At 69.7% G+C, this 24,454-nt stretch carries 18 protein-coding genes; 10 read left to right on the plus strand and 8 right to left on the minus strand.

The annotated features are described in order from the left end of the window. Positions 1 to 8: 8 nt before the first annotated feature. The 4 genes from WMF12_RS06805 to WMF12_RS06820 all read right to left on the minus strand — a co-directional run bounded on the left by WMF12_RS06805 (position 9) and on the right by WMF12_RS06820 (position 2,508). Entirely contained in the window at positions 9 to 908 is a 900-nt protein-coding gene (locus WMF12_RS06805; RefSeq protein ID WP_437869502.1) for a hypothetical protein, read from the minus strand. Beyond that, on the minus strand, positions 901 to 1,527 hold the full coding sequence (locus WMF12_RS06810; RefSeq protein WP_437744797.1) for an RNA polymerase sigma factor: 627 nt from the start codon (positions 1,525 to 1,527) through the stop codon (positions 901 to 903). Before WMF12_RS06810 ends, WMF12_RS06805 begins: the two co-directional genes overlap by 8 nt. After that, positions 1,524 to 1,751, minus strand: coding sequence for a hypothetical protein (locus WMF12_RS06815; protein ID WP_437869514.1), 228 nt, complete (start codon positions 1,749 to 1,751; stop codon positions 1,524 to 1,526). Before WMF12_RS06815 ends, WMF12_RS06810 begins: the two co-directional genes overlap by 4 nt. A gap of 235 nt (positions 1,752 to 1,986) precedes the next feature. Then, positions 1,987 to 2,508: a hypothetical protein gene (locus tag WMF12_RS06820; RefSeq protein ID WP_437869518.1), complete on the minus strand. Its 522-nt coding sequence runs from the start codon at positions 2,506 to 2,508 to the stop codon at positions 1,987 to 1,989. A 131-nt stretch (positions 2,509 to 2,639) separates the two neighbouring features. Between WMF12_RS06820 and WMF12_RS06825 the strand changes: the two genes are divergently transcribed. The 6 genes from WMF12_RS06825 (at position 2,640) to WMF12_RS06850 (ending at position 11,820) form a co-directional block, all read left to right on the plus strand. Next, positions 2,640 to 3,158 (plus strand): hypothetical protein, encoded by a 519-nt coding sequence (locus WMF12_RS06825; RefSeq protein WP_437744800.1) that lies wholly within the window; start codon positions 2,640 to 2,642, stop codon positions 3,156 to 3,158. A gap of 1,273 nt (positions 3,159 to 4,431) precedes the next feature. Continuing rightward, positions 4,432 to 5,058 (plus strand): hypothetical protein, encoded by a 627-nt coding sequence (locus WMF12_RS06830; protein WP_437869525.1) that lies wholly within the window; start codon positions 4,432 to 4,434, stop codon positions 5,056 to 5,058. Next, on the plus strand, positions 5,049 to 6,086 hold the full coding sequence (locus tag WMF12_RS06835) for a hypothetical protein (RefSeq protein WP_437869526.1): 1,038 nt from the start codon (positions 5,049 to 5,051) through the stop codon (positions 6,084 to 6,086). The genes WMF12_RS06830 and WMF12_RS06835 overlap by 10 nt, the downstream gene beginning before the upstream one ends. 53 nt (positions 6,087 to 6,139) lie before the next feature. Then, positions 6,140 to 6,715, plus strand: coding sequence for a response regulator (locus WMF12_RS06840; protein WP_437869529.1), 576 nt, complete (start codon positions 6,140 to 6,142; stop codon positions 6,713 to 6,715). A gap of 5 nt (positions 6,716 to 6,720) precedes the next feature. After that, positions 6,721 to 9,579: a response regulator gene (locus WMF12_RS06845; protein WP_437869530.1), complete on the plus strand. Its 2,859-nt coding sequence runs from the start codon at positions 6,721 to 6,723 to the stop codon at positions 9,577 to 9,579. A 93-nt stretch (positions 9,580 to 9,672) separates the two neighbouring features. Next, positions 9,673 to 11,820: a TonB-dependent receptor plug domain-containing protein gene (locus WMF12_RS06850; protein WP_437869532.1), complete on the plus strand. Its 2,148-nt coding sequence runs from the start codon at positions 9,673 to 9,675 to the stop codon at positions 11,818 to 11,820. A gap of 190 nt (positions 11,821 to 12,010) precedes the next feature. Here the strand turns inward: WMF12_RS06850 and WMF12_RS06855 are convergent, their stop codons facing one another. Continuing rightward, positions 12,011 to 13,345 carry an ABC transporter substrate-binding protein gene (locus WMF12_RS06855; protein WP_437869533.1) on the minus strand — a complete coding sequence of 445 codons (1,335 nt, stop codon included), beginning with the start codon at positions 13,343 to 13,345 and terminating at the stop codon, positions 12,011 to 12,013. A gap of 371 nt (positions 13,346 to 13,716) precedes the next feature. Between WMF12_RS06855 and WMF12_RS06860 the strand changes: the two genes are divergently transcribed. Further along, complete coding sequence (locus tag WMF12_RS06860; protein ID WP_437869536.1) at positions 13,717 to 15,417, plus strand: hypothetical protein; 1,701 nt, start codon at positions 13,717 to 13,719, stop codon at positions 15,415 to 15,417. A gap of 106 nt (positions 15,418 to 15,523) precedes the next feature. On the opposite strand, the gene WMF12_RS06865 is transcribed toward WMF12_RS06860, so the two are convergent. From WMF12_RS06865 to WMF12_RS06875, 3 genes are all read right to left on the minus strand, one after another. After that, complete coding sequence (locus WMF12_RS06865; RefSeq protein WP_437869539.1) at positions 15,524 to 16,702, minus strand: hypothetical protein; 1,179 nt, start codon at positions 16,700 to 16,702, stop codon at positions 15,524 to 15,526. Between the two features lie 485 nt (positions 16,703 to 17,187). After that, entirely contained in the window at positions 17,188 to 18,273 is a 1,086-nt protein-coding gene (locus WMF12_RS06870) for an FG-GAP repeat domain-containing protein (RefSeq protein WP_437869541.1), read from the minus strand. 387 nt (positions 18,274 to 18,660) lie between these two features. Further along, the gene (locus tag WMF12_RS06875; protein ID WP_437869543.1) at positions 18,661 to 20,082 is read right to left on the minus strand and encodes a hypothetical protein; all 1,422 of its coding nucleotides are present in this window, start codon (positions 20,080 to 20,082) and stop codon (positions 18,661 to 18,663) included. A 332-nt stretch (positions 20,083 to 20,414) separates the two neighbouring features. Here WMF12_RS06875 and kdpF point away from each other — a divergent pair, with 332 nt between their 5' ends. The 3 genes from kdpF to kdpB are packed head-to-tail and all read left to right on the plus strand — an operon-like array spanning position 20,415 to position 24,435. Continuing rightward, positions 20,415 to 20,507 (plus strand): K(+)-transporting ATPase subunit F, encoded by a 93-nt coding sequence (kdpF, locus tag WMF12_RS06880; protein ID WP_437869545.1) that lies wholly within the window; start codon positions 20,415 to 20,417, stop codon positions 20,505 to 20,507. Then, complete coding sequence (gene kdpA, locus WMF12_RS06885) at positions 20,504 to 22,246, plus strand: potassium-transporting ATPase subunit KdpA (RefSeq protein ID WP_437869548.1); 1,743 nt, start codon at positions 20,504 to 20,506, stop codon at positions 22,244 to 22,246. Before kdpF ends, kdpA begins: the two co-directional genes overlap by 4 nt. Further along, positions 22,243 to 24,435: a potassium-transporting ATPase subunit KdpB gene (gene kdpB, locus WMF12_RS06890; RefSeq protein WP_437869550.1), complete on the plus strand. Its 2,193-nt coding sequence runs from the start codon at positions 22,243 to 22,245 to the stop codon at positions 24,433 to 24,435. The genes kdpA and kdpB overlap by 4 nt, the downstream gene beginning before the upstream one ends. The last annotated feature ends 19 nt before the right edge of the window (positions 24,436 to 24,454 follow it).

Raw genomic sequence — 24,454 nt, forward strand, 5'->3', positions numbered from 1 at the left:
CGCGCACTCTACTCCTCCTGTCCGCACGCGGCGCGCACGCGCGTCGCGAGCGGCGAGCCCGGGCTCTTCGCGAGCAGCCTCGCCGCGATCGCCCTGCCGGACGGCGCGCGGCCGGAGCGGCAGAGCGCGATCGCGCGCGACGCCTCGCGCTCGGTCGAGAGCACGCCCCTCGGGTACCGGCTGGCGTGCTCGTCGAGCTTCGAGAGCGCCTGCGCGAACTGGCCCGCCTGCAGCGCCTGCTGCGCGTCGCGGAGCAGCGCGATCTCCGCGTCGAGCCCCTCGGAGCCCTGCTTCGCGGCGGCCGCCGGCCGGGGCGTGCGCGACGCCGTCGCGCGCGCCGCGGCGGCCGCCAGGGGCGCGGCGCTCGGCTCGGCGGGTGCGCCGGACGCCTCGGGAGCGTCGGCCTTGCTGGAGGCGCTCGCCTCGGCGGACGCAGGCGTCCCGTCGCTCGGGGCGCTGGAGGGCGCGGCGGCGTGCGCCGCGCGGGGCGCCTCGGCCGCGCCCGCCGCCTCCTCCTGCGCGCGTTGCGCATCGGGCGCCTCGCCCGGTGTCGGGAAGTAGAGCGCGGCCCCCGTCGCGAGGCCCACGACCAGCGCCGCCAGCCCGATCTTCATCGGGGCGCCGAGCAGCGTGATGGCCGCGCCTTTTGCGACCGCGGTGCTCGCGCTCGCGACCATGCTCGCGGCGGCGGGGCCGACCGCGTGCGCGGCCGCGCCGGCGCTCGCGGAGCCGGCGGCTCCGGCGCTCTCGGCGCTCACGGCCACGGCCGTGGCCGTGGCCGCCGTCCCTGCGAGGCCGAGCCTCGCCCACACGGCCGCGCGCGTCCGACGTCTGTCGTCGTCGGTCGGCTCGTCCTCGTCACGAAGGGCGTTCAGGAGCGCTCGCTCCCCGGTCCCCAGCTCATCCATTGCGGCCTCCTCGGATCCTGGCGTGGTGGCGGTGCACCGCGTCGGAAAACGCCTGTCGAGCGGCCCTCAGCCGCGCATACACGGTGTTGACGTTCACCCCGATGCCCCGCGCGATCTCCGCCGCCGACATCTCTTCCAGCTCGGCGAGGAGGAGCACCACGCGCTTCTCCTCGTCGAGCGACGAGAGCAGCTCGTGCGCGACGCGCGCGGCCTCCGCCCTCGTCATGGCCTCGTAGGGGCTGAGGTTGCTCGGCCCCGCGAGCAGCTCGGGATCCACGGTCTCTCCTGTCCCGCGGTGGGCGGGGCTCTTGCGGCGCAGCGATCTCCGGTGCGTCTGCACGACGTTCACGACGATCCCGAAGACCCACGTCTTCAGCGACGAGCGGCCCAGGAACTCCGGGAGCCGCCGGTGCACGACGACGAACACCTCCTGGCACACGTCCTCGTGCGCCGAGGCGTCCACGCCGAGCCGGCGCACGGTCCGCCAGACGAAGGGGAACATCTCCTCGTACACCTCGGCGAAATCGAGCGGCGCGGCCTGCACGCCGGCCGCGGGGACGGCGGGCACCGCCCCGGCGGGCGGAGGCGTCGACGGCGCGACCGCCGCGCGGGCCGTCACGGGCTGCGCTCCTCCTCATCGGCGTGCCCCGCTTCGCCGCCGGTGCCGCTGGGGTCCACGGGGCCGGCGCCGCCCTCACCCGCGCCGCTCGTCTCATGGAGATTTCCAGTGCCGCCGCCCGCGGTCGCCTCTGGGGGGAGCGTTTCCTCCACGCAAGCCGCGGAGAAGAGGATCCCGGGCAGGGGGCTGGTACCGCAGAGGAGGGCCTGGCGAGCTCGGCGCATGGATCGAGGGGCTGGTTACCGGAGCCGCCGCGTTCCGTGAAGGAAAGTGGAGGGACGGGGGGCGACGTTCATCGGGCGGTCGTCGATGGGCTGGCGCTCCACGGCTCGCGGGCGGATCATCCGCTGCGGCGCACCGCGGCCGACAGCGCGCACCTCCGCGCGCTTGACGGCCGCGAGGAGCGCATCGAGGAAGACCGGATGACACCCCCTCGCTGGCTTGCCGCGCTCGCGGCGCTCACCGTTCCATTGGCGGTCTCGGCGACGGCCTTGACCCAGGGCGACGCTCCCCTCCCGCCGCCTCCTCCTCCAGAGCCGCTCCCGTCTGCCTCCGCGCAGCCAGCACCGCCGCCATCTCCTGCGCCGACACCGGTGCAGCCTGCGCCCGCGCCAGCGCCAGCGCCCGCGCCCGCGCCGACACCGGTGCAGCCTGCGCCCGCGCCGACACCGGTGCAGCCTGCGCCCGCGCCGACACCGGTGCAGCCTGCGCCCGCGCCGACACCGGTGCAGCCTGCGCCCGCGCCGACACCGGTGCAGCCCGCACCTGCGCCTGCACCCGCGCCTGCGCCGATTCCGGTGCAGCCCGCGCCTGCGCCTGCGCCCGCTCCCATGCCGTTCCCCCCGCCATCTCCCACGCCGGTGCCGCCTGTGCCGCGGCCTGCGCCCGCGCCGCGGTCGACACCGGCGCCTGCACCGCCGCCCGCGCCCGCGCCGCGGTCGACACCGGCGCCTGCACCGCCGCCCGCGCCGCGGTCGACACCGGCGCCTGCACCGCCGCCCGCGCCGCGGGCCGCGCCGCCCGCGCACACGCCCGCTCCGGAGCCGCCCGCGCCGGTTCCGCCCGCTCCCGAGGAGAAACCGGAGGAGCCCGAGGACGACGAGAAGGACGGGATGCGCTTTCGTTTCGGTACGACGCTCGGTGGCGGGATCATCGAGTCACCCACGGGCGCGGGGGCCGTCTTTGCGCTCTCGGGCCGGCTCGGTGTCCAGGTCAACCACTATTTCGGGATATACTACCAGAACACACCGATGGTGACGCTCACCCCTGAGAGCACCGAGAACAGCGCTGGATTCGAGGCGGGGTTCATCGACTACAACTCGGTGCTCGCGGGCTTCACGCTGTTCCACTTCCTCGATCTCGGCGCGGGACCCTCCATGGATTACGTGGCCGTCGCGACCTGCGGCGCGGAGGTCCCGGAGGGCGGCATCCCGCTCCCGAGCGCCGGCTGTGAGAGCACGGCGGCCTGGTATTTCGGCGCTCACGCGCGGGGCGCCCTGATCCTCGGCGGCCTGGCCGGCAGCGGCGCGCGGCGGAGCGGCTTCGCCATCAGCGCGGATCTCCACCCGGTGTTCCTGCCAGAGGGGCCGACATTCACCTTCACGCTGGGCCTCGGCAGCGAGTGGTACTGAGACGAACGGCGCGCCGGAGCGCGGCGCGCCGCCTCGCCGGTCGAGCCGCTCCGCTCGCTCGGCGCTCCGGGCAGCGGCGGGCAGCGGTTTGCCCGTCCGCTGGCTGAGCGCCCTTCGAGTGGAACCTTCGTTCCCCAGGTCACGAGAGTTCCTTGCAAATACCCGGGTCGCAGGGGCCCTGCCTCACGTCTGCGCGGCGCTCGGCGCCAGCGCCTCTGTGGCGCGCCATCCGCTGTGATCCGCGACACCCCGGCCCTGCGGCCGTGGTTCGCGAGGGTTGCTGTGTGGCGACCCGATGGACTACAATCCCGTTGTCGGAGCGATTGTTGGCGGGACGCCGCACCGGAGAGCTGGACGCCACGATCGTCCTGCGCCAGCGGCAAGCGCCAGCAGGAGAGCGCCAGCGGCAGAGCGCCACCAGCAGAGCGCCAGCGGTACGCAAGCGGTACGTAGATCGAGCGCGACGCGCGAGCTTTCGAGCTCGGTGGCAGGGAGCGAAGGCGCACCCATGGATTCCGCTGTTTGTGCATGACAAGGTAAAATTACCGAGCATCACGATGCACCATCGCTCACCATGTAGGTCGACGAGGCATGATGTGTCGCGCGAATCCGGGGCGCCATCTGCTGGTTTCTCGGAGGCGCCATCTCTTGCTTACGCGGTGCGGGGGACATGCCGCCCCTGGGACTCGAGATCGAGCCCTGAGACCGAGGTGCGTGAGGAGCGTGTCAAGCGCTCGCCCCGGTATTTGGCGTGCTCGGCAGCGCCGGCGTGGTCGTGCTGGCCGGCTGCTGGCGGGGGAGCGGCCGTCGGGTGTCGTCACCCTCTCCGGCGTCCCCATTTCGCCAAGCTCGGTGGGACCGCGGGGGCGCCTCCCAGGGGGCGCTTGACAAAAAGGGTTGACCATCGGCTACGCTCCCTACCCATGATGACCGGGAGGACATGAGCCTGGTGGAAACGAGCTGCAGGCGCTCCACGGGGGCACGGCGGTCAGCGCTCGAGCGGGCCGTGGGGCACCTCGCGTGTCGGGCGCGAATCGCAACCCGCTGGGCATCATCGTGGGTGCCACGAAGTAACCGCGCGGCTCCTCCGGTTCGGCACGGGGGATTTCGCTCACTCCTCAGCACCCTCGCCGAGCGCGCTTGGCCCGACAGGACCGGAGTTCCGCTTCGCCGGGGGCTCCGATCGACGCGCGCGCCGGTGGCACTGCTCGCGGCGGCTCTGCTCATCGGGTGCTGCCTTCTGCTGCTCAGCCCGCCTATCACGGCTGGGCCCGTGGCCACGCTCTATGTGTATGCGGTGACACCGCTCCGTGCTCGCGCCCTCGAGCAGAAGATCGAGGAGTCGATGCCCGGCGTCGATGTCACCGTGTTCGGAAAGTTGAGCGATTTCAAGGCCGCGCTCGAGTCGGCGCCGCCCGACGCGGCCCTCTCGCCAAAGCCGGTCCTGGCTTCGCTCAATCGGACCGCCGACATCCAGGGCGTGAAGGCGGGGAGCGACGCGGAGCAGTACCTCCTGGTCTCGACGAGGGCGCTGACCAAGGAGATGCTCTCCGGTCTCAGATACGGGATCGTCGATCTGGTCGAACGGAAATCGCTCCCTAAGTTCGTAGCCGGGCTGCTGGGTGTGAGCACCGCGCCTGAGGTCCAGCGCGTCACGAAGATCGAAGATCTTTTGCAGCTGCTCCAGTTCCAGACGGCTGATGCGGTCCTCCTCCCCGAGCGATTTCGTTCTGACTTCGAGTCGAGGAGCAAGATGACGTTCACGATCCTCAGCCTCTCGACGGCGAAGGTCGGCCTGGTGGCGGTCACGTTCCTGAGCGAGCGCCAGACGGTGGAGGGCGCGATCCGGAGGCTTCCAAAACACGTGCTGGCCGATCTGGGGGTTGACGAATGGAAGTAAGGTCGACGCGTCCCCTCTCTCGGCGCTTGCTGCTGCGGGCCTCCGCCCTCGCGGGGCTCGTGCTGTCCCTGAGCTGTTCGTCGGGCCCGGCGACACCCGTCGCCAGCGACCCGGCGCCGACGCTCCAGCCGCCGCCTCCGGACGCGAGGCCGGTCATCTCCGTCATCGCCCCCTCGGATCCGCAGCTCGACGACATGTTGAGATCGCTGCGCGTCGAGCTGTCCGGGGAACACCGTGTCATCATCTCGCTGCTGCGCAGCGAGGAGTCGGGCCCCGACCTCGTGGCGCGGATCGTCGCCCGCGATCGCCCGCGGGCGGTGGTGCTGGTCAACAACTCGACCGTGCTCCTGTATCGCGAGTGGGCGCGCACCGTTCCGACCCCGCCGGTCGCGTTGATCCTGATGGCGTCCTTCGCCGAGGAGCTCCAGCGCACCGTCCCCAACTCGGTCGCCATCTCCTACGAGGTGCCGGCGGTCACGGCCATGGTGGGCCTGCGGACGCTGGGCCTCGACGCTCATCGGGTCGGCGTCGTCTACCGCCAGGGCTTCGCGGATCACATCGCGCGACAGGAAGCGCTCATGCACGTCGAGAAGCTGGCCTTCGTCAAGGAAGAGCTCTCGAACAAGCCGCGCGTGCAGGACCTCCGCGCCGCGCTCGTGAACCTCCAGCGGGCGAAGGTCGACGCGATCTGGCTGCCGAACGACAATGGCCTCCTGAGCCCGAGGTTCTTGACCAACGTCTGGCTGCCCTATGTGGACCGGCTCGGCGCGCCGGTGGTCGTGGCCGTGCGTTCGCTCGTGAACGAGCACGCGGAGTTCGGGACGTTCGCTGCCATCCCCGACACCCAGGCGCTCGCGGTGCAAGCGGCGGATCTCCTCTACGAGCTCGCGGACGCCGACTGGAAGCTCCGGTCGTCGGGTGTCCGCCTGCCCATCTCGGTGAAACGCCTGGTCGACGTGAGGCTCGCACGGCGCTTCGGCCTGAATTCCAGTCAGTTCGGCCAGGTTGACTTTCTCATCGGTAGGTGAGCGCGTATCGGGGGGAATGGAGGCGCCGTGCGATTACCTTTCCAACCGGGCACATGGTCACGATGCGACGGGCCAGCTCGAACCATCGAGCGCCCGGGCAGGCCTGCCATCTGCTCGTCGCGTGGAGAGCGTCGCGCGCATGGCTGCCGTCCCTGGAGCGCGCCGTCATGATCCGGGTGCTCGTGATCGATGACGACGAGATCGCTCGCGAGGCGATGCGCGCCGTCCTGGTCAGGGCCGGCTTCGACGTGGTCGAGCTCGCCACGCCCATCGGCGCGACGGCGGTCATCAAGCGAGACAAGATCTCCGTGGTCGCGCTCGACATCAACATGCCGACCATCAACGGCGACAAGCTGGCGAAGCTGCTCCGCGACAACGCGCAGCTCTCGAACCTGGGTATCGTCCTCGTCTCCAGCTGTGATATCGACAAGCTGAGCGCGATCGGCGAGAAGGTCGGCGCCGACGGCATCGTCTCGAAAGCGAAGCTGCACGTCGCGCTGGCGCCGGCGGTCGAGCGCGCGGTGGCCTCGCGCGCCGGGAAGACCAGCCCGCCACCGTCTTCGTCTGCGGGGTCTTCTGCGGCGTCGTCCTCTTCTAACCCGCCGCCCTCGATGAGGCGCCCAAAGTAGAGTGCATGGCAACCCCGAACACCCACGGCTCGCTCCGCATCAAGCTGCTGCGCCTGATCCTGGGCGCGCTGCTGCTGCTCGGGGGCACCACGCTGCTCGCGAGCGGCGCGCTCATCTATTCGACGGATCGTGCGGTCCAGGCCAAGCGTGAGCAGGAGCTCCTGAGCGGTCTGGAAGAGAAGGCGCGCCTGCTCGGCTTCAATCAGGCGCTGGCCCTGCGCAGCCTGGTGGCGGACAACCTCTTCGGGGATGTCAAGGCGCTCATTCACCAGACCGTCTCGGAGAACAACGACATCGCCTACGGGTTGTTCTTCGACGCGGAGAACCGGGTCTGGGCGGCGAGCGGCCTGGCCCGGGTGCCCGCCTCGAAGGACGCGCCCAGCCCGGCGGCGCCGAACTTCACCGCGGCGGACCTGGAGTCCCTCGGGATCAGCACCGTGCACCCGTCACGGCTCGCGCTGCGGCGGCGGCAGAACCCCCTGGGCGGGGAGGATGTCCTCGAGGTCGCGGCCCCGGTCATCTCGGAGGGGACCCACGCCGGGACCGTGATCTACGGCATCAGCACGAGGAGCGTCGTCGAGCGCATGGTCCAGGCCCGGGACCTCGCCGCGAACCGGCTCGTGACCACGCTCGGCCTGATCGTGGCGCTGATCCTCGGCAGCGGGGCGGCCAGCTATTTCCTCGTCAAGCGGGTCGCGGTCCACATCACCGAGCCGCTGCTCGCGCTGCGCACGGCGGCGGGGGCCATCGCCACCGGGCTCCGCTCGAGCGCGCCGCCGACCGAATCGCCCATCGTGGATCGGAAGAAGTGGGAGCGCGTGCAGATCACGAGCGGCGACGAGCTCGAGCTGCTCGGAGCGGCCTTCAACAGCATGGTCGAGGCGAACGAGCAGGCGTTCGAGGAGCTGCGCGTGAAGACCGAGCAGGCGCTCGAGGCGTCCCGGATGAAGAGCGAGTTCCTCGCCAACATGAGCCACGAGATCCGGACGCCGATGAACGGGATCCTCGGGGTCATCCGGCTCATGCAGAACCAGTCGCTCGACGGCAAGATGCGGCGTTACGTGGAGACCGTCGACGCCTCCGCCAACACGTTGATGTCGATCATCAACGACGTGCTCGACTTCTCGAAGCTCGAGGCCGGCAAGTACGTGGCGCAGCACGTCTCCTACGATCTGCGCCTCGTCATCCAGGAGGTCGCGGAGCTGATGGCGAGCCAGGCGCACGAGAAGGGCCTCGAGCTCGTGTACCGCGTCGAGCGCCGCGTCCCCACCGGCATCGTGGGCGACCCCGACCGGTTCCGCCAGGTGCTCACCAACCTGGTCGGCAACGCGATCAAGTTCACCGATCGCGGAGAGGTGCTGATCGACGCCTCGATCTCTCAGCAGACTCAGCAGGACAAGGCCACGGCGCTCATCAAGCTCGCCGTGGTGGACACCGGCCCCGGCATCGCGCCCGACGACCAGAAGAAGCTCTTCGCCGCCTTCTCGCAGGTGGACGGCTCGCTGGTCCGCAAGCACGGCGGCACGGGCCTCGGGCTCGCGATCAGCAAGCGCCTCGTCGAGGTCATGGGCGGCGAGGTCGGCCTCGACAGCACGCCGGGGCAGGGCAGCCGGTTCTGGTTCACGATCAGGGTCGGCGTCACGGCCGGAGGCGAGCAGATCCGCTCCGCCGAGTGGGCGAGCGGGCGCCGCGCGCTCGTGGTGGAGAACAGCAGGAGCTGGCGCGACGTCGTGGTGGAGCACCTCGTGGCCTGGGGCTTCGACGCCGAGTCCGCGGCCTCCGGGAGGGACGCGATCAACCGGCTCGAGCTCGCGGTGCTGGAGAAGCGGCCGTTCAGCGCCGCCGTCGTCGGTGTCCAGATGGACGACCTCGGCCTCGAGGAGTTCCTCAGGACCATCCAGTCGGTCCCGGCGCTGCAGACGTTGCCCGTGGTGGCGCTCTATCACATGGGATCGAGCGTGACGTTGAGCGGGATGGACTCCAGCATGGTCACGCAGCTCCCCAAGCCGCTCCGCGTCTCCGAGCTGTACAACACGCTGCAGAGCGCGCTCACGGGCGCCTCGACCCCGCCGCCTAGCAAGCCCGGCGTGGAGCCGGGTAAGATCGCGAGCAAGCTCCCCGTGCTGGTCGTCGATGACAACGAGATCAACCGCTACGTGGCGATGGAGCAGGTCGAGCAGCTGGGTCTGCGCGTGGAGACCGCGTGCAACGGCCAGGAAGCCCTCGAGTGCGTCAAGCGAAATCGGTATGTCGCCGTGCTCATGGATTGCCAGATGCCCGTGATGGACGGGTACACCGCCACCCAGGAGATCCGCGCCTGGGAGCGCTCGAGGAATCGCCACACGGTGATCATCGCGCTGACGGCGCACGCGCTCGTCGGCGAGCGGGACCGGGTGCTCGCGGCGGGGATGGACGATTATCTGGCCAAGCCGGTACGCCCTCAATCTCTGCAGAAGACCTTGTGGCGGCACGTGGTCCTGAGCCGGGACGAGCCTGGGTCGTCGCCGTCTCCCTCCGGCCCCGAATTGGAGGCGGCGCGCGCGCCGGTGCTCGACCCGGAGGTCCCGCGCTCGCGGAAGCTGATCGAGCTCGTCCTCAAGAACGTGCCGGCGCAGCTCGACGGCCTGGAGGGGGTCATCCGGAGCGCCGTGGCTGCAGAGATCAAGGCGAACGCTCACAAGCTGAAGGGCAGCATGCTCTCGATCGGCGCGGCGCGCGTCGCGGAGCTGGCGGAGAAGATGCAGCTCGCCGCGGGTCAAGGCGAGCTGCCGCAAGCGGGCGACCTCGCGCGGCTACGTGACGAGTTCGACTCCGTGAGCGCTGCGCTGAAGGAGGAGCTCGCCGCGACCGCCAAGGCGACGTGACGATCGCGCCGAATCGACGATGGACGAATGTCTGGAGCCCACTGAACCCGCATGATGCTTGCCTCACTCGAAACCCGGTGGATGGTTGCGCTGGTGATCGCTTCGATCCCCGGTCTCGCATGGGCCCAGCCGACGACCGCGACGGCGCCGGGAGCGCCGAAGGCGGTGGGGGGTGAGCGCCGGAACGACGCGCTCGAGGACGTCGACCTGCTCCGGCTGCTCGACGTCGAGGTGTCCACTGCCACCAAGACGCTGGAGACCCTCGACGACGCGCCCGCCATCATGACGGCGATCACCGCGGAAGAGATCCAGCGCTGGGGATACACGAGCGTCGGCGAGGTGCTGGAGCACGTCGTCGGGTTCTATCTCATCGACGACCACATCCTGCCGAACGCCGGCGTGCAGGGGATGACGGGCGGGCTGGGGGCCGAGAGCGGCGGGATCAAGGTGATGATCAACGGGCGATCGGCGGCGTTCCGGACCACCAGCGGCAACTGGCTGGGCACGGAGCTGATCCCGCTGTCGGCCATCAAGCAGATCGAGATCGTCCGTGGTCCGGCGTCGGCGCTCTATGGCGCCGATGCGTTCCTCGGGGTCGTCAACATCATCACCCTCGATCCGGAGGACATTCCCTTCGTCGACGGCACGGTGCAGGTCGGCGTGACGAAGGACCACCCGCGCGGCCGTTTCGACCTCGTGGGCGGCATGTTCACCGACCGCTTCGAGATGATGCTGACGGCCGCGGGGGAGCTCGATGATCGAAGTGGCCTGGAGATGCCCACCCAGTCCCCGGCTCCCGTCATCCCGCCCTACAACGCGGGGCGCCTGGACGCCCAGAACCTCGAGCGCATGTCGGGGGTCGTCGGGGCGCGGCTCGGGTATCGCCATCCCGAGCGCGGGCACCACCTCGTGCTCAGCGCGTACTGGTCAGGCCTCCGGCGCGGCGGGGATTTTGCGCAATGGGCACAGCTCACCGGCGGGACGGACGACGAGGGGAACCGTGCCGGCACGGTGATCAGCCTCCAGCAGCGCCGCGTGGCGGTCGACGGGCTCTTCCAGCTGAACCGGGAGCTCGCGTTCGCGGTGCAGGGGATGTACTTCCAGGGTGGCGTCCTGCCGGACGACCGCATCGACGTCGCCGGCGGCTGGTACTACATCGAGCGGCGCATGGCGTATCGCGGCGTGGACGCGAGCGTCGAGGCCCGGTGGATGCCGTGGGACCGATTCAACCTGATATTGAATCTGGAGTCCGTCTACGACAAGGAGGACCTGCCGTCCTTCCGTCGGGTCACCAAGGAAACGAAGCAGTCCTTTGGCTCGCCGGAGCGGGAGCAGCAATCGGCCGAGCTGGTCGACATCGGGGCGCTCCTTAGCGCCAACCTCAAGGTGCTCGATCCGTGGCTGAAGGTCACGGGCGGGCTCCGCTACGATCACCACAGCAAGTATGGCAATCAGCTGACCGGTCGGTTCGGGGCGACCTCGCACCTGGGAAAGACGGTCGTGGCCAAGCTGCTGTACGGCAGCGCCTTCAAGGCGCCGTCCCCGTATTTGCTCTTCGCCGAGCCCCTCGTGCCGGGAGACGTGATCGGGAACGAGCGCCTGTCGCCTCAGCTCATCCACACCGTGGACGCGGAGCTGACGTGGAGGCCTGCTGTCTGGGCCTCGGCGAGCACGGGGGTGTCGTACAGCCTCTTGAACGACAAGGCTGAGTTCGTCCCGCGGGGCATCAACCAGACGGCCCTGAACATCGCCAGCCAGAAGTCCTTGATCTGGGCGACCCGCGCCGAGCTACGGCACGGCGACGCCTTCGGGGGCTACGGGTCGTTCGAGACCGTGCACTCCACCCGGGACTCCGGCCAGGTGGGGTATCAGGCGGATCTGGTCGGCTCGTCGATGGTCGCCTACCCGAGCTGGATCGCCCGCGCCGGCGCCTATGTGAAGCTGCCGTCGCCGAGCTCCGTGCCGCTGGAGCTCTCGACGCAAGGGATCCTCGTCGGGCCCCGGCAGTCCGCGGAGGCGAGCACCCTCGAGGCCGGCGGCGCGTTCGAGCTGCCCACGTACCTCAGGTGGAACGCCAGCCTGGTCGCGCGCAACCTGTGGATCATCCCGGGGCACGAGACGACCCTGGCCGTGCGCGCCAAGAACATCCTCGGCACCTTCGGCCCGGATCCCGGGTTCTCTGGCTTCGAGTACCCGCTCGCGCCGCGCGAGATCTTCTTCGAGCTACGACACCGTTACTGAGCTGCACCGCTCTGGAGCGACGGTCACCCGCTTCGGATACGGGCCCACCTCGGCGTTTTCGATGCTCAGCGCACCGGAGTGCGCTTGCGCGCCGAAAACGCCGATCTGGGCCCGTCTCCTGTGCGGGAGACCGCCGCTCTGCTGCCGCTCTGCTCTGGATGGTGCAGAGGGGGGCGGAAACCGCTCTAGATCATTGCTGGACTATACACTTGGCGTCGAAGGGGTCGCCATCGACGAACTGGTCGCCTTTGATGGTCCACCTTTGCATGATGTGATTCTGGCTCGCCCCGTAGGAGTCGAACTCGTATTCGGCGGCTGCGCCGATGTAGCGGAGCGGGGTCCCCGCGCGGAGCATGGCCATCGCGGTGTTCAGATCCCACCACAAGGCCACGTCGTTCTTGGGGTCGTTGAGCTCGAGGATCTTCTGCCGCAGCTCATGTCCGGACGTGATGATCTGCCCGGTGGTCGCGTAGCCGTACACGAGGCCCATCGCGATGAGGACGACGCCGTCGTAATAGAAGTGCGCTGCGGGAAACGGCACCTCGCCGTTCCACCGGCGGGAGAAGTGATAGGCGAAGGCGTCGGCGTTCCAGTGCGTGCAGCTGAGCGCCTCCCCGGTCGAGTCGCCGGGGGCGGGGCCGCACTCGCTCCGCAGGCTGAGCGAGGGCGAGATCCCATAAGAGTTCTCATCGAGGGTGCCTTGAGGGATGTTGGCGAGGAACACCTCGGTGTGCAACGCAGGCCCGAGGAGCCACCTGCCCGGACGCCCGTGGACGGTCCATTCGGTCACGATGGTCGAGGCGGCGGCGGGATAGGCGGCCAGCAGCGTGCGGCCGGCCGGCGCCCGCTCCGGGTCGTCCAGGTTGAAGGCGGCTTCGATCTTGCGCTCGTACGTAGGCTGCCCCGACGTGAACGTCACCGAGGGGAGGATCCTGCCCTGGAGCGCCGCGAAATGGGTCGTGAACTCGGTGCTGACGCCGGCGTTGTAGTCGTCCCGCGCGGAGAGGCTATTGGCGGTGCGGACGCCCTCGCGAACGATGGTTTTCGCGAGCGCGCAGCCGATGGCGAACGGGGAAGGGGCGAGCCTCATCCTGCCGCCCACGTCCTCACGGCGCGCGATGGAGGGCGCGGCATAACCCGGCAGCATGTGGAGGAGGTCCTCCTTCTTCACCTCGAACGCGATGTCGCGGGCGAGCTCGTTCTCTTCGGGCCCTACCAGGTAGCGGACCTCATCCGTGTAGATCAGCGAGAGCAGCTGGTCGAGCCCGCGCACCTGGCTCGAATGGCTGTCTCGGCTCACGATGTCGAACGGCCTCCCTTCGAGCCCCCCCGCCGCGGTCAGGTCTTCGACCGCGAGCAACATGGCTTGCTCGAGGTTGCGGCCGATGGCCGACTCGCCCCCGGAGAAGGGGACGAGGGCCCCGATCTTGATGGCGTTCTCGGGCTCATCGGGCTCATCGGGCGCCGTCGACGAGCAGGACGCCGAGAGCAGGGACGCGAGTCCCACAATCAGCCCGGTCTCCATACAGCGCATGCGTCGCCTGCGAGCACCCAGCCACGCGCCGGCTCGATGGAGGCAGTCCCGAACGGTAGGCATCCCAGTGTACATGGTTGTCCTTCGTGACGATGACATCGCATTGAGGACGGAGCTGTCAAGGGCCGTGGGTGCGATGCGCACCACAAGGTTCGCTGTTTGCGTTTAGCGATCGATGCACGTAGAACGCGGCTGTCGGGCCGTGGTCAGAGCGTGACCGAGAGAGAGGGACCCCGGGTGGGGCCCCGGCCGCGGCGTCGTGCCGTGGGCGGCGCCCAGGTTGCGCCCCCGCTCGGATTGTGATGGACGCCCGCCGCTCCTCCGCGAAACCTTTGCGGACCGCCCGTGTCCAAGGAGACGTGATGCCCTCCAACCTTCGCTCGCACTTCGCCTTCAACGCCCTCGCCGCCGCGATCGGGCTCTCCCTCGCGGCCTGCGCCGGGGCGCCTCCGCCCGCGCCGAACGCGCCGGTTTCGCCGGGCGACGGCCGCCCGGCGACCCCGCCGCCGGCGCCGCTCCCGGAGGAAGAGGCCTTCGCCGTCCACGGCACGCTCAAGGACGAGTGGCTCCCGATCCTGAAGCCGGCGCCCTTCGACCCGAAGACCGCGCTGGTCCCCCCGGCGCCGGCCGGCGTGCCCGCCGCGCCGCGCGCCTGCGAGGCGTTCGTGCGGCGCGCCGCCGTCGCGCCAGCCCAGCCCTGCGGCGACGCGCAGGGCGCGATCGAGGCGCTCGACGCCGCGCTCGCCGAGGACGACACGGCGAAGCGCGACGCGCGGCTCGCGGGCGTCGAGGCGTGCGCGGGCCTCGAGGCGGGCCTCGCGCGCGCGCTCCGGGCCGAGCTCGCGCCCATCACCTGCGGCGACGCCATCGCCGCGCCGCTCCTCGAAGCGCCGCCCGGCGCGCTCCGGGGCGACCTCTACCAGGTGCTGCTCGGCCTGACGCTCTCCGCCCGGCTCGCGCGCACCGCGACCGAGCCGCCCACGCTGCGGCCGCCCTACGATGTCCAGCGCGTCCTCGCGTTCACCAAGGGGCCGCTCTTCGCGTGGGTGACGGAGCAGGCCCGGGCGATCGAGGATCTCGGGCGGCGCGGCGTCGAGCTTCCGTTCTACGCGAAGGGCATCGTCGCCGTGGAGTCCGGGCGGGCCGACATGCGGCTCGTCGAGGCGGTCCGGTCCGCGCCGCTGCCGGACGCCATGCGGAAGGACGCGGAGCTCGCGAACGTCTATTACGGCGAGCTCGATCAGCTGCTCGATCCCTGGAAGGCCCGCGGCCGTGACGCCGCGCTCGTCGGCCTGCGCGAGCTCTCGTCGGTCGGCGTTCTCCGCGACGCCCGCGTCGACGGCGCGCGCGAGATGCTCTCCCGCCTCTACGGCGGCCGGCGCGTCGACGCGCTGGACGCGCTGGAGCTGCCGCCGCTCGCGGCGGGCAGCCCCCCCTCGTCGGCCGTCGAGCGGCTCGCCGCCCGGCTGCCGACGTACTACGCGGGCCGCCTGATCGCGCCCGAGGCGGCGGCGCGGCCCGAGCTCCTGCGCGTCCTGCTCGGCCGGGGCGTCCCGCTCCAGCACCGCGCGGCGCTGCGCACCGCGCAGCTCTCGCCCGAGTCGAGGCTCCTCTATGCGAGGGCGCGGCTCGAGCTCGGCCGGCTGTACTGGCGGGCCGTGGACTTCGATCAGGCGACCGCGCTGCTCGCGGCGTGGCCCAAGGACACCCCGCGCCCCGCCGAGGCGACGGCGCTGCTCGCGGTCGCGCTCGGCCTGCGCAACGGCCCCGAGGACGCGGCGCTCATGATGCGGCGGGCGCCGCTCGCGGGGCTCGGCCTGGGCGATATCGCCGCGCTCGACTGGGTGGCCCGCGCGAAGCCCGCCTCGGCGTACGCGGGCATCGCGGCGTACGACGCGGCCGTCATCAAGCAGATCGCCGCCCCGCAGGGCGCGGAAGCGAGCTACTGGTCCGACGTGGCGGCGCGCTTCCGCGAGGCGCAGGCGCTCCTGACGGGGCCGCTGTCGAAGTCGGCGGAGGAGAGGGCGCGGGCGGCCGACGAGATCGCGCGGGCGGCGCGGTAGGGGCGGCGCGCGCTGGGTGGCGCGTCGGATCGCCGAGATCGGCTCCTTGCGAGCCCGCGCCGCCGGTGCCGGCCGCCCTACCCGAGGCGTTGGCGCTGCCAGCGATCTACGGATCGATGATCCAAGGACCGCCCGCGCCGCCGGCGCCGCCCGCGCCGTCGTTGGCGCCGGCGCCGCCGCCCGCGCCGCCGGTAGCCCCGTCGCCGCCCGCGCCGCCGGTAGCCCCGGCACCGCCGGCTCCCGCGCCGCCGCCGCCCTCCTCGTTACCGGGGATGGAGCCGTTGTCCGCGCCGCCGGCGCCGTTTCCGGGATCCACGTACGGGCCAGGGTCGATCACGCCGCCGCCGATCGCGGCCAGATCGTAGATGAGGTCGGTATCGAAATAGACACCGATTGGCCTGTAGGCGATGCCAGAGCCCACGACGACGGTCTCTGCTGCATTGTTCTCCCAGTTCCAGCCGACGGTGCTGACGATATCCCAGGTGTATTGCTGGTAGACCGGATAGGCCGAGACCCGCGCGAGCGCGGCCGTGGGCACGAACAGGACCGAGGTCGCGTCGAGCGCGACGGTCGCGCTCACGTTGAACCCGACGGCCTTGGAGATCTGCTCGTTCGACGGCACGCAATCGTCCAGCGGGCCCGGTGTGGGCTGGGCGCCCGGGGACGTGTCGCCGCCCGACGTGGCCGAGGAAGGCTGAGGACCCCAGGTGCCGCCGCCCGGCATGCCTGGCGCGGGCTGATAGCTCCAGGTGCCGCCGCTGCCCGGCATTCCCGTCGAGGGCTGAGGGCCCCAGGTGCCGCTCGGCATTCCCGGCGCCGGCTGAGGGCCCCAGGTGTCACCGCCGCCCGGCATGCCCGGGAAGGGCTGGAAGACCCCGAACGGGTCGTCTTCCGAGAGTGCCGGGAAGGGCCAGAGGTTGTTGCGCGCGCGGCTGCCCGTCGTGCGCGCCGCTGGCTCGGGATTCGTGGGGGTGATGGTGTGCACCACGCTCACCGACGGCGAGACGCTCGCCGACACGGAGACGCTGAGCGTCCGCGGGCCGAATCCCTCCGCCACGCGGAGCAGGTGGGCGGCGTCCTCCCAGTGGAACGTCTCCGGTAGAACGAGGACGTTCGTGATCGTCTGACCGAAACACAGGGACTGCCGGGCCTCGCCGACTCCGGCTCGTACGCCGCTGTCCGCGCGCTCGGGTACCTCGGACGCCTCGCGCGGGCTCACGCAAGTGATGGATGGAACGAGCATCATCGCCGTACCGAGCACGAGCTTCACGTCAGGAACGAACATGTGCACTCCCCTGGGTTGCAATCAACGCAGCGAAGAGACGAAGCCGAGCCGGCGTGCAGAGCGCCGAGGAGCCGATGGTCTCCCTCGGCCTCCCGAAACCATCGCGCAAACGCGGCAAGCACCCTGGATCCAGGGGCGCGACCAGCTCGATGTGCATCGAATGCATCTCCAACGACCATGGATGCAAGAAGCGGGGATTGGCCGTGTGGGCGCACAGGTGGCGCCGCGCCCAGGTCCGGCGCAAAGCACGGTGGATGCGTTCACCGCCCGGACTGCCTGACCCTGAGAACCATACCGGAACATGCTCGGTTGCTTGTGTAACCTCGCAGAGCACCTAGCATTACTGCGGGAAGTTGCCCCGGATCAGCAGAAAAACCGCCAAGGCCGCCAAGAGGCGAGGGGAAGGGCTGTTCCTGCATTTGCCCTCCTATTTCCCTGGTTCCTTGGCGTCATGGCGGTTCGCCTCCCGACTTCCCGCAGTAGCGCTAGTTGCCTGCGAGCGGTCCGGGGATGTTCCGACCCGGCGCAAGGAACTGGCTGCCGTTCATCAGCCACGTGGCCATCAGGTCCTGTTTGGCATTGCCCCATAGCACGTCCGCCATGCCATCGAAGTTGAAATCGGCAACGCCCGACGCGGGCACCCACCCATCACCGATCGGTCCGGGGATGTTCGGACCCGGCGCAAGGAGCTGGCTGTCGTTCATCAGCCACACGGCCATCAGGTTCTGTGCGGCGTTATGCCACAGCACGTCCGCCATACCGTCGAAGTTGAAGTCGAGCGCCGTGATGGTGACCCATCCGTCTCCGATCGGTCCGGGGATGTTCGGACCGGGGGCGAGCAGCTCGGTGCCGTTCATCAGCCATACAGCCATCAGGTTCTGTCCGGCATTGTTCCAGAGTATGTCCGCCATACCGTCGGAGTTGAAGTCGGCCGTTGTCGAGGCGATCCATCCGTCTCCGATCGGTCCGGGGACGTTCGGACCCGGCGCGAGCAGCTGGGTGCCGTTCATCAGCCACACGGTCGCCAGATTCTGTCGGGGGTTGTTCAAGACCACGTCATTCATCCCGTCAAAGTTGAAGTCGGCAGCGCTCGTCACGGCCACCCACCTGTCGCCGAGCGGTCCGGGGATGACCGGCCCCGGTGCAAGGAGCTGGCTGCCTTTCATCAGCCATATGGCCAACAGGTTCTGTGGGCTGTTGTACCAGAACACGTCCGCCATGCCGTCGTAGTCGAAATCACCAGCCGAAATCGCCTCCCACCCGTCGCCGAGCGGTCCGGGGATGTTCGGACCCGGCGCCAGGAGCTGGCTGTCGTTCATCAGCCACACGGCCATCAGGTTCTGTCCGGCATTGTTCCAGAGCACGTCCGCCATGCCGTCGCGGTTGAAATCGGCCGGGTAGATGGTCTTCCACCTGTTGCCGTCCAACCGCTGCGCCGCCACGCCGGGCGATGGACTCTGGCCTTCGGAACGCAGACCATTGGCTTCGCGCTCGGCGCCATCCGCGCAGGCGAACATGGCACATATTGCAGGAATTGTGCTCATGAGATTGGCCACCATGACGAGTCGCATGCCCCTGCCTTCCTCTTGCGTTCGTGCACAGGCTCCAGGCCGTCGATGCTTGCCAGAATAGCCAATGCGCGAAGATTGTTCCGTTACTCCTGGCGCACGCTGTGCGCCGCGGTGGCCATGCAAACATCTCTCACCTGCGACCACTCGTGCCGGGCGGTGCGCTACGACGACATCATCGAATATGGTGTAACGCAGTCGACAACGCCATCTGAACCTCATTGCGCTACGCAAGCGCCATCGCGAAGAGCCACCCTCTTCGAGGTCATCACACGCCCTCGTGATCCTTCTCCGCTTCGGTGGACACCCCGTAGGAACCCAGTGATCCTGGGTCCCCACGACGGCGGGTGACCTGGCTCCGCCGCCCGTCTACGCGGGCGGCGGAGCGGGTCAATGCCGCCGCTTGTTCTGGACGCGCGACTGCGGCAGTCCGGCGCGGTTCTTCTGGAGGTAGCAGATCTCGACGAGCGTCGGCCACAGCTCGAGCGAGCCCTTGAACTGGCAGATCACGTCGTCGACGATGCGCACGAGGTTCTGCTGGAAGAAGTCAGGCTCGAACCCGTAAAAGGTCTTCTCGAGGGTCACGGCGAAGGTGCGCAGGGCGTCGGCGCGCTCGCGGCTCACGGTCGCCGCTGCCGCGCCGAGCACCCGCGCGTGGAGCGCGGTGATCCGCCCGAGGATCCGGTCGCAGTCCTCCGCGGTCACCTCGCCGCCATAGTCGAAGCCGATGCTGAGGTCCTCGATCTTCGAGAGGGTCGACTTGATCTTCAGCTTGAGGAGGTTCGACACCTCCTCGTTGAACACCTCGGCGGCGAGCGGGCTCCGCATGTAGTTGTTCTTGACGTGCGTCTGGGCGGCGTCGACGTGGGCGGCGGCCACGCCTTGCTGCTGGATCCAGAGCCGGTAGATGTAGTCCTCGAACCGGAGCCGCGTCGGGAAGAACGGCGGCAGTCCGAAGCTGTTGTCATAGCCGGCCACGCCGCAGTCGATGCGCCAGTTCTTGTTGGTGACGGCGGGGCGGAAGTTGACGAGGACGTAGACGTCGCTCAGCTGGTCGAGCTCCACCTGCCCCTCGTCGTCGAGGAACAACTCCACGTAGTCGATCGCGTCGATGTCGTTCGTCCCGGACCGGAACGTCTGCGCGACCTTGACCACCGCGTCCTCGGGCACGTCGCCCGAGTCGAGGAGAAGCGAGTTCTCGCGGGCGAGGCCCTGCGTGGCGTTGGTCTCGAGATCCATGGCGCTGTCGCGGAGCAGCTCTCCGCGCACGTGGTTCGACGGGACGTCCGTGACGCGCTTGCCCAGTACGTCGAGGAACGCAGCTAGGATATCGAACGATTTCCGGGTGAAGCCGCTGCCGTTCGCCCTGATGAGCTTGCCCCGGCAGATCTCATCCTTCTCCAGGGACTCCGGGCTGTCCTCGACCAGCGCGTAGGGGCGCATGTCGTCGTCGGCGCTCAGCATGCGGCTGCCCAGCGTGTACATCAGGGTGTAGTTGCGGTTCCCGCCGTAGCTCGGGCGGAACAGGTTCCTGACGAGCGGCTCGAGCTTGCGGTCACGGAGCCTCTGGTTCAGGTATGCGATGAACGCCTCCTTCTCGCGCGGGCCGACGTAGTAGAGGTCGTTGTAGGTAGCCGTCTCCTCGAGCAGCGAATAGTACTTCTGCTGGTTGTGGATGTTCGAGTCGTCGAAGACGATCAACGCGATCGCATGTCCGTTGCGCCAGAAGTGCTCGTCGTAAAGGTGGATGGTCTCGCCCACGTCGCGCAGCCGGTACGTGGGGATGACGAAGAGTGGTGGTCTGTTCTGCATGACGCGCGCAAAGCTAGGCCCGCCGGCGTCAAGAAGCCGTCAAGAGGCGGGCGGGCACCGTCAAGAGATCGTCAACCCGCTCGCAGGCGCGGGGGGAAGGCCGAGCGGCGCGATCCCGCCGTCTTGATACTTTCTTGACGGTGCGCCCCCTCAGTTTGACGGTCCCTTGACCCGCGCGGGACTACGTTCTGTCCCGCTCGGTCGGCGCGGGCGCCGCGGCGTCCGATGGCCCCCGATGAGGTCGCCATGGACATGGTCTACCTGGGACTGACAGTCACCTGTTTTTTGCTGTTTGCAGGGCTCATCCAGCTCTGTGAAAGGGTCTGAGCGCCATGATCGCGTTCACCTGGATCTCGGGCACACTCGCCCTGGGGCTCCTGTTTTACCTGATCTTCGCCCTCCTCAAGCCGGAGCGCCTGTCATGACCGCCATCGGCGCGCTTCAACTAGCGCTCTACCTCGCCGTCCTCATCGGCCTCTCCGTCCCGCTCGGCACGTACATGGCGCGGGTCTACCAGGGCGAGCGCGGCCTCATGGCCAGCGTCCTCGGGCCGCTCGAGCGGCTCGTCTACCGCGCCGCGGGCGTGCGTCCCGATGAGGAGATGCGCTGGAAGGACTACGCCTTCGCGGTGCTCGCGTTCAACCTGGCCGGGCTCCTCCTCCTCTATGCCCTCCAGCGGCTCCAGGGCGTCCTGCCGCTGAACCCCGAGGGCATGGCCGCCGTTCCGCCCGATCTCGCGTTCAACACCGCAGCGAGCTTCGCCTCCAACACGAACTGGCAGGCGTACGGCGGCGAGTCGACGCTCAGCTACCTGACGCAGATGGCCGGGCTCACCGTGCAGAACTTCGTCTCCGCCGCGACCGGAATGGCCGTGCTCGTCGCGCTGATCCGCGGGATCACGCGGAAGACGGCGGACACCGTCGGGAGCTTCTGGGTCGATCTCGTCCGGAGCACGCTTTACGTCCTCCTGCCGCTCTCGCTCCTGCTCGCTGTCCTCCTCGTGTCCCAGGGGGTCGTGCAGGGCTTCGGCGGGTACCAGAGCGCGTCGCTGCTCCAGGCCGTCAAGGACCAGGGCGGCAACGTGGTCGTCGAGCAGGTGATCCCGCTCGGGCCAGCGGCCTCGCAGATCGCGATCAAGCAGCTCGGGACCAACGGCGGCGGGTTCTTCAACGTGAACTCGGCGCACCCGTTCGAGAACCCGACGGCCCTCTCGAACTTCCTCGAGATGCTCGCGCTGCTCCTCATCCCCGCCGCGCTGTGCCACACGTTCGGCCGGATGGTGGGCGACAGGCGCCAGGGCTGGGCCGTCCTCGCCGCGATGACGGCCATCTTCGCGGTCCTCCTCGTCGCCTGCGTCGCCTCGGAGCAGGCGGGAAACCCTGCGCTCTCCGCCCTGGGCGTCGATCAGGCGGCGAGCGCGCTCCAGGCCGGCGGCAACATGGAAGGGAAGGAGGCGCGCTTCGGCATCACCAGCTCCGCCCTCTGGGCGACCGCCACCACGGCGGCCTCGAACGGCTCCGTCAACGCGATGCACGACTCCTTCACGCCCCTCGGCGGGCTCGTGCCCCTCTGGCTCATGCAGCTCGGCGAGGTCGTCTTCGGCGGGGTGGGCTCCGGCCTCTACGGCATGCTGATGTTCGTCGTCATCGCCGTCTTCGTGGCCGGCCTGATGGTGGGGCGCACGCCGGAGTACCTGGGCAAGAAGATCGAGGCGTTCGAGATGAAGATGGCGTCCCTGGTCGTGCTCTTCCCGGCGATCACGGTCCTCGTCGGCACCGCGATCGCCGTGATGACGGAGGGAGGGCAGAAGGGCGTCTTCAACCCGGGGCCGCACGGGTTCAGCGAGGTGCTCTATGCGTTCTCGTCCGGCGCGAACAACAACGGCAGCGCCTTCGGCGGCCTCGGCGCGAACAGCCCCTTCTACAACACGGCCATCGGCGTCGCGATGCTCGTCGGCCGCTACGCGGTGATCGTCCCCGTGCTCGCGCTCGCGGGCTCGCTCGCGAGGAAGAAGCTCGTGCCGGTCGGTCCGGGCACGCTGCCCACGCACACGCCGCTGTTCGTCGGGCTGCTGACGGGCACCGTGCTGCTCGTCGGAGCGCTCACGTTCGTCCCCGCGCTCGCGCTGGGCCCGATCGTCGAGCACCTGGAGATGACGCGATGACCATGAACCTTCACACCACCGGCCAGGCGATCGCCAAGGCCAAGCTCGGCCCCCCTGCGCCCCCGCCCCCCGAGCTGTCGCCGCCGCCGAGGCCGCGCCACCCGTCCCGCGACGTGGAGGGGAAGAAGACCGCGGCGAGGCCGCTCCTCGACCCGGCGATCGTCAAGCCGGCGATCGTCGCCGCGTTCCGCAAGCTCGACCCACGCCACCAGGCGCGCAACCCGGTGATGTTCGTGGTCCTCGCCGGGAGCGCGCTCACCACGGCCCTGTTCGTCCACGCGCTCGTCGGCGAGGGCGAGGAGCCGGCCGGGTTCATCCTCGCCATCTCCCTCTGGCTCTGGTTCACCGTGCTCTTCGCGAACTTCGCGGAGGCCGTAGCCGAGGGGCGCGGCAAGGCGCAGGCGGACACGCTCCGCAAGGCGCGGCGCGACGTGGAGGCCGTGAAGCTCTCCGCCCCGGAGCGCGACGCGGAGCGGGTCGCCGTGTCCGCGTCGAGCCTCCGGAAGGGAGACCTCGTGCTCGTGGAGGCAGGCGCGATCATCCCCGGTGACGGCGACATCGTCGTCGGCGTCGCGTCGGTCGACGAGAGCGCCGTCACCGGCGAGAGCGCCCCGGTGGTGCGGGAGAGCGGCGGCGACCGGAGCGCCGTCACGGGCGGGACGCGCGTCCTGTCCGACTGGCTCATCCTCCGCATCTCCGCGAACCCCGGCGAGGCGTTCCTCGACCGGATGATCTCGATGGTGGAAGGGGCGAAGCGGAAGAAGACGCCGAACGAGATCGCGCTCGACATCCTGCTCGCCGCGCTCACGATCGTGTTCCTCCTCGCGACCGTGACGCTGCTGCCGTACTCGGTCTTCGGCGTGCGGGCAGCAGGGCAGGGGGCCCCGATCAGCATCACCGTGCTCACGGCGCTGCTCGTGTGCCTGATCCCGACGACGATCGGCGGGCTGCTCTCGGCGATCGGCATCGCCGGCATGGACCGCATGATCCAGGCGAACGTCATCGCCATGTCAGGCCGCGCGGTCGAGGCCGCCGGCGACGTGGACGTGCTGCTGCTCGACAAGACCGGCACGATCACGCTCGGCAACCGGCAGGCGACGGAGCTCATCCCGACGGACGGGGTCGAGGCCAGGGCGCTTGCCGACGCCGCGCAGCTCGCGTCGCTCGCCGACGAGACCCCCGAAGGGCGCAGCGTCGTCGTGCTCGCGAAGGAGAAGTACGGCCTGCGCGAGCGCGATCTCTCGACCCTCGGCGCCCGCTTCGTCCCCTTCACCGCGCAGACCCGGATGAGCGGCGTCGACAGCGGTGCGCGCGAGGTCAGGAAAGGCGCCTTCGACGCGATCGAGGCCTACGTCAAGGAGAAGGGCGGCGCGGTCCCGGCCGCGGTCCGCTCGGTGACGGAGGCCATCGCCCGCAAGGGCGGCACGCCGCTCGTGGTCGCCGAGGGCAGCGCGGTGCTCGGCGTCATCCACCTCAAGGACATCGTGAAGGGCGGCATCCAGGAGCGCTTCGGCGATCTCCGGCGCATGGGGATCAAGACGGTGATGATCACGGGCGACAACCCGCTCACCGCCGCGGCGATCGCCGCCGAGGCCGGCGTCGACGACTTCCTGGCGCAGGCCACGCCCGAGGCGAAGCTGAAGATGATCCGCGATTACCAGGCGGGCGGTCGGCTCGTCGCCATGACCGGCGACGGGACGAACGACGCCCCCGCCCTGGCGCAGGCGGACGTCGCGGTCGCCATGAACACGGGCACCCAGGCCGCGAAGGAGGCCGGGAACATGGTGGATCTCGACTCGAACCCCACCAAGCTCATCGAGATCGTCGAGATCGGCAAGCAGCTCCTGATGACGCGCGGCGCGCTCACGACCTTCAGCCTGGCGAACGACGTCGCGAAGTACTTCGCCATCATCCCGGCGGCCTTCGTCTCGACCTACCCCGCGCTCGGGCGGCTCAACGTGATGGGGCTCGCCACGCCGCGGAGCGCGGTGCTCTCCGCGGTGATCTTCAACGCGCTGATCATCGTCGCGCTCATCCCGCTCGCGCTCCGGGGCATCCGCTACCGGTCCGTCGGCGCGGAGCGGATGCTCCGCAGGAACCTGCTCCTCTACGGCCTCGGCGGGCTCGTCGTACCGTTCGTGGGGATTAAAATCATCGATCTCCTCCTCTCGGCCCTTGGCCTCGCCTGATCACTCAAGGAAAGAACGC

The organism is Sorangium sp. So ce363 (genome assembly GCF_051520435.1).
Taxonomy (GTDB): Bacteria; Myxococcota_A; Polyangia; order Polyangiales; family Polyangiaceae; genus Sorangium; species Sorangium cellulosum_B.

Excerpts from the sequence above, each read along its gene's own strand:
- WMF12_RS06805 (WP_437869502.1), bottom strand. The coding sequence starts at position 908 with ATGGATGAGCTGGGGACCGGGGAGCGAGCGCTCCTGAACGCCCTTCGT.
- WMF12_RS06815 (WP_437869514.1), bottom strand. The coding sequence starts at position 1,751 with ATGCGCCGAGCTCGCCAGGCCCTCCTCTGCGGTACCAGCCCCCTGCCC.
- WMF12_RS06825 (WP_437744800.1), top strand. The coding sequence starts at position 2,640 with ATGCGCTTTCGTTTCGGTACGACGCTCGGTGGCGGGATCATCGAGTCA.
- WMF12_RS06835 (WP_437869526.1), top strand. The coding sequence starts at position 5,049 with ATGGAAGTAAGGTCGACGCGTCCCCTCTCTCGGCGCTTGCTGCTGCGG.
- WMF12_RS06840 (WP_437869529.1), top strand. The coding sequence starts at position 6,140 with ATGGTCACGATGCGACGGGCCAGCTCGAACCATCGAGCGCCCGGGCAG.
- WMF12_RS06845 (WP_437869530.1), top strand. The coding sequence starts at position 6,721 with ATGGCAACCCCGAACACCCACGGCTCGCTCCGCATCAAGCTGCTGCGC.
- WMF12_RS06855 (WP_437869533.1), bottom strand. The coding sequence starts at position 13,345 with ATGGAGACCGGGCTGATTGTGGGACTCGCGTCCCTGCTCTCGGCGTCC.
- WMF12_RS06860 (WP_437869536.1), top strand. The coding sequence starts at position 13,717 with ATGCCCTCCAACCTTCGCTCGCACTTCGCCTTCAACGCCCTCGCCGCC.
- WMF12_RS06865 (WP_437869539.1), bottom strand. The coding sequence starts at position 16,702 with ATGTTCGTTCCTGACGTGAAGCTCGTGCTCGGTACGGCGATGATGCTC.
- WMF12_RS06870 (WP_437869541.1), bottom strand. The coding sequence starts at position 18,273 with ATGCGACTCGTCATGGTGGCCAATCTCATGAGCACAATTCCTGCAATA.
- WMF12_RS06875 (WP_437869543.1), bottom strand. The coding sequence starts at position 20,082 with ATGCAGAACAGACCACCACTCTTCGTCATCCCCACGTACCGGCTGCGC.
- kdpF (WP_437869545.1), top strand. The coding sequence starts at position 20,415 with ATGATCGCGTTCACCTGGATCTCGGGCACACTCGCCCTGGGGCTCCTG.
- kdpA (WP_437869548.1), top strand. The coding sequence starts at position 20,504 with ATGACCGCCATCGGCGCGCTTCAACTAGCGCTCTACCTCGCCGTCCTC.
- kdpB (WP_437869550.1), top strand. The coding sequence starts at position 22,243 with ATGACCATGAACCTTCACACCACCGGCCAGGCGATCGCCAAGGCCAAG.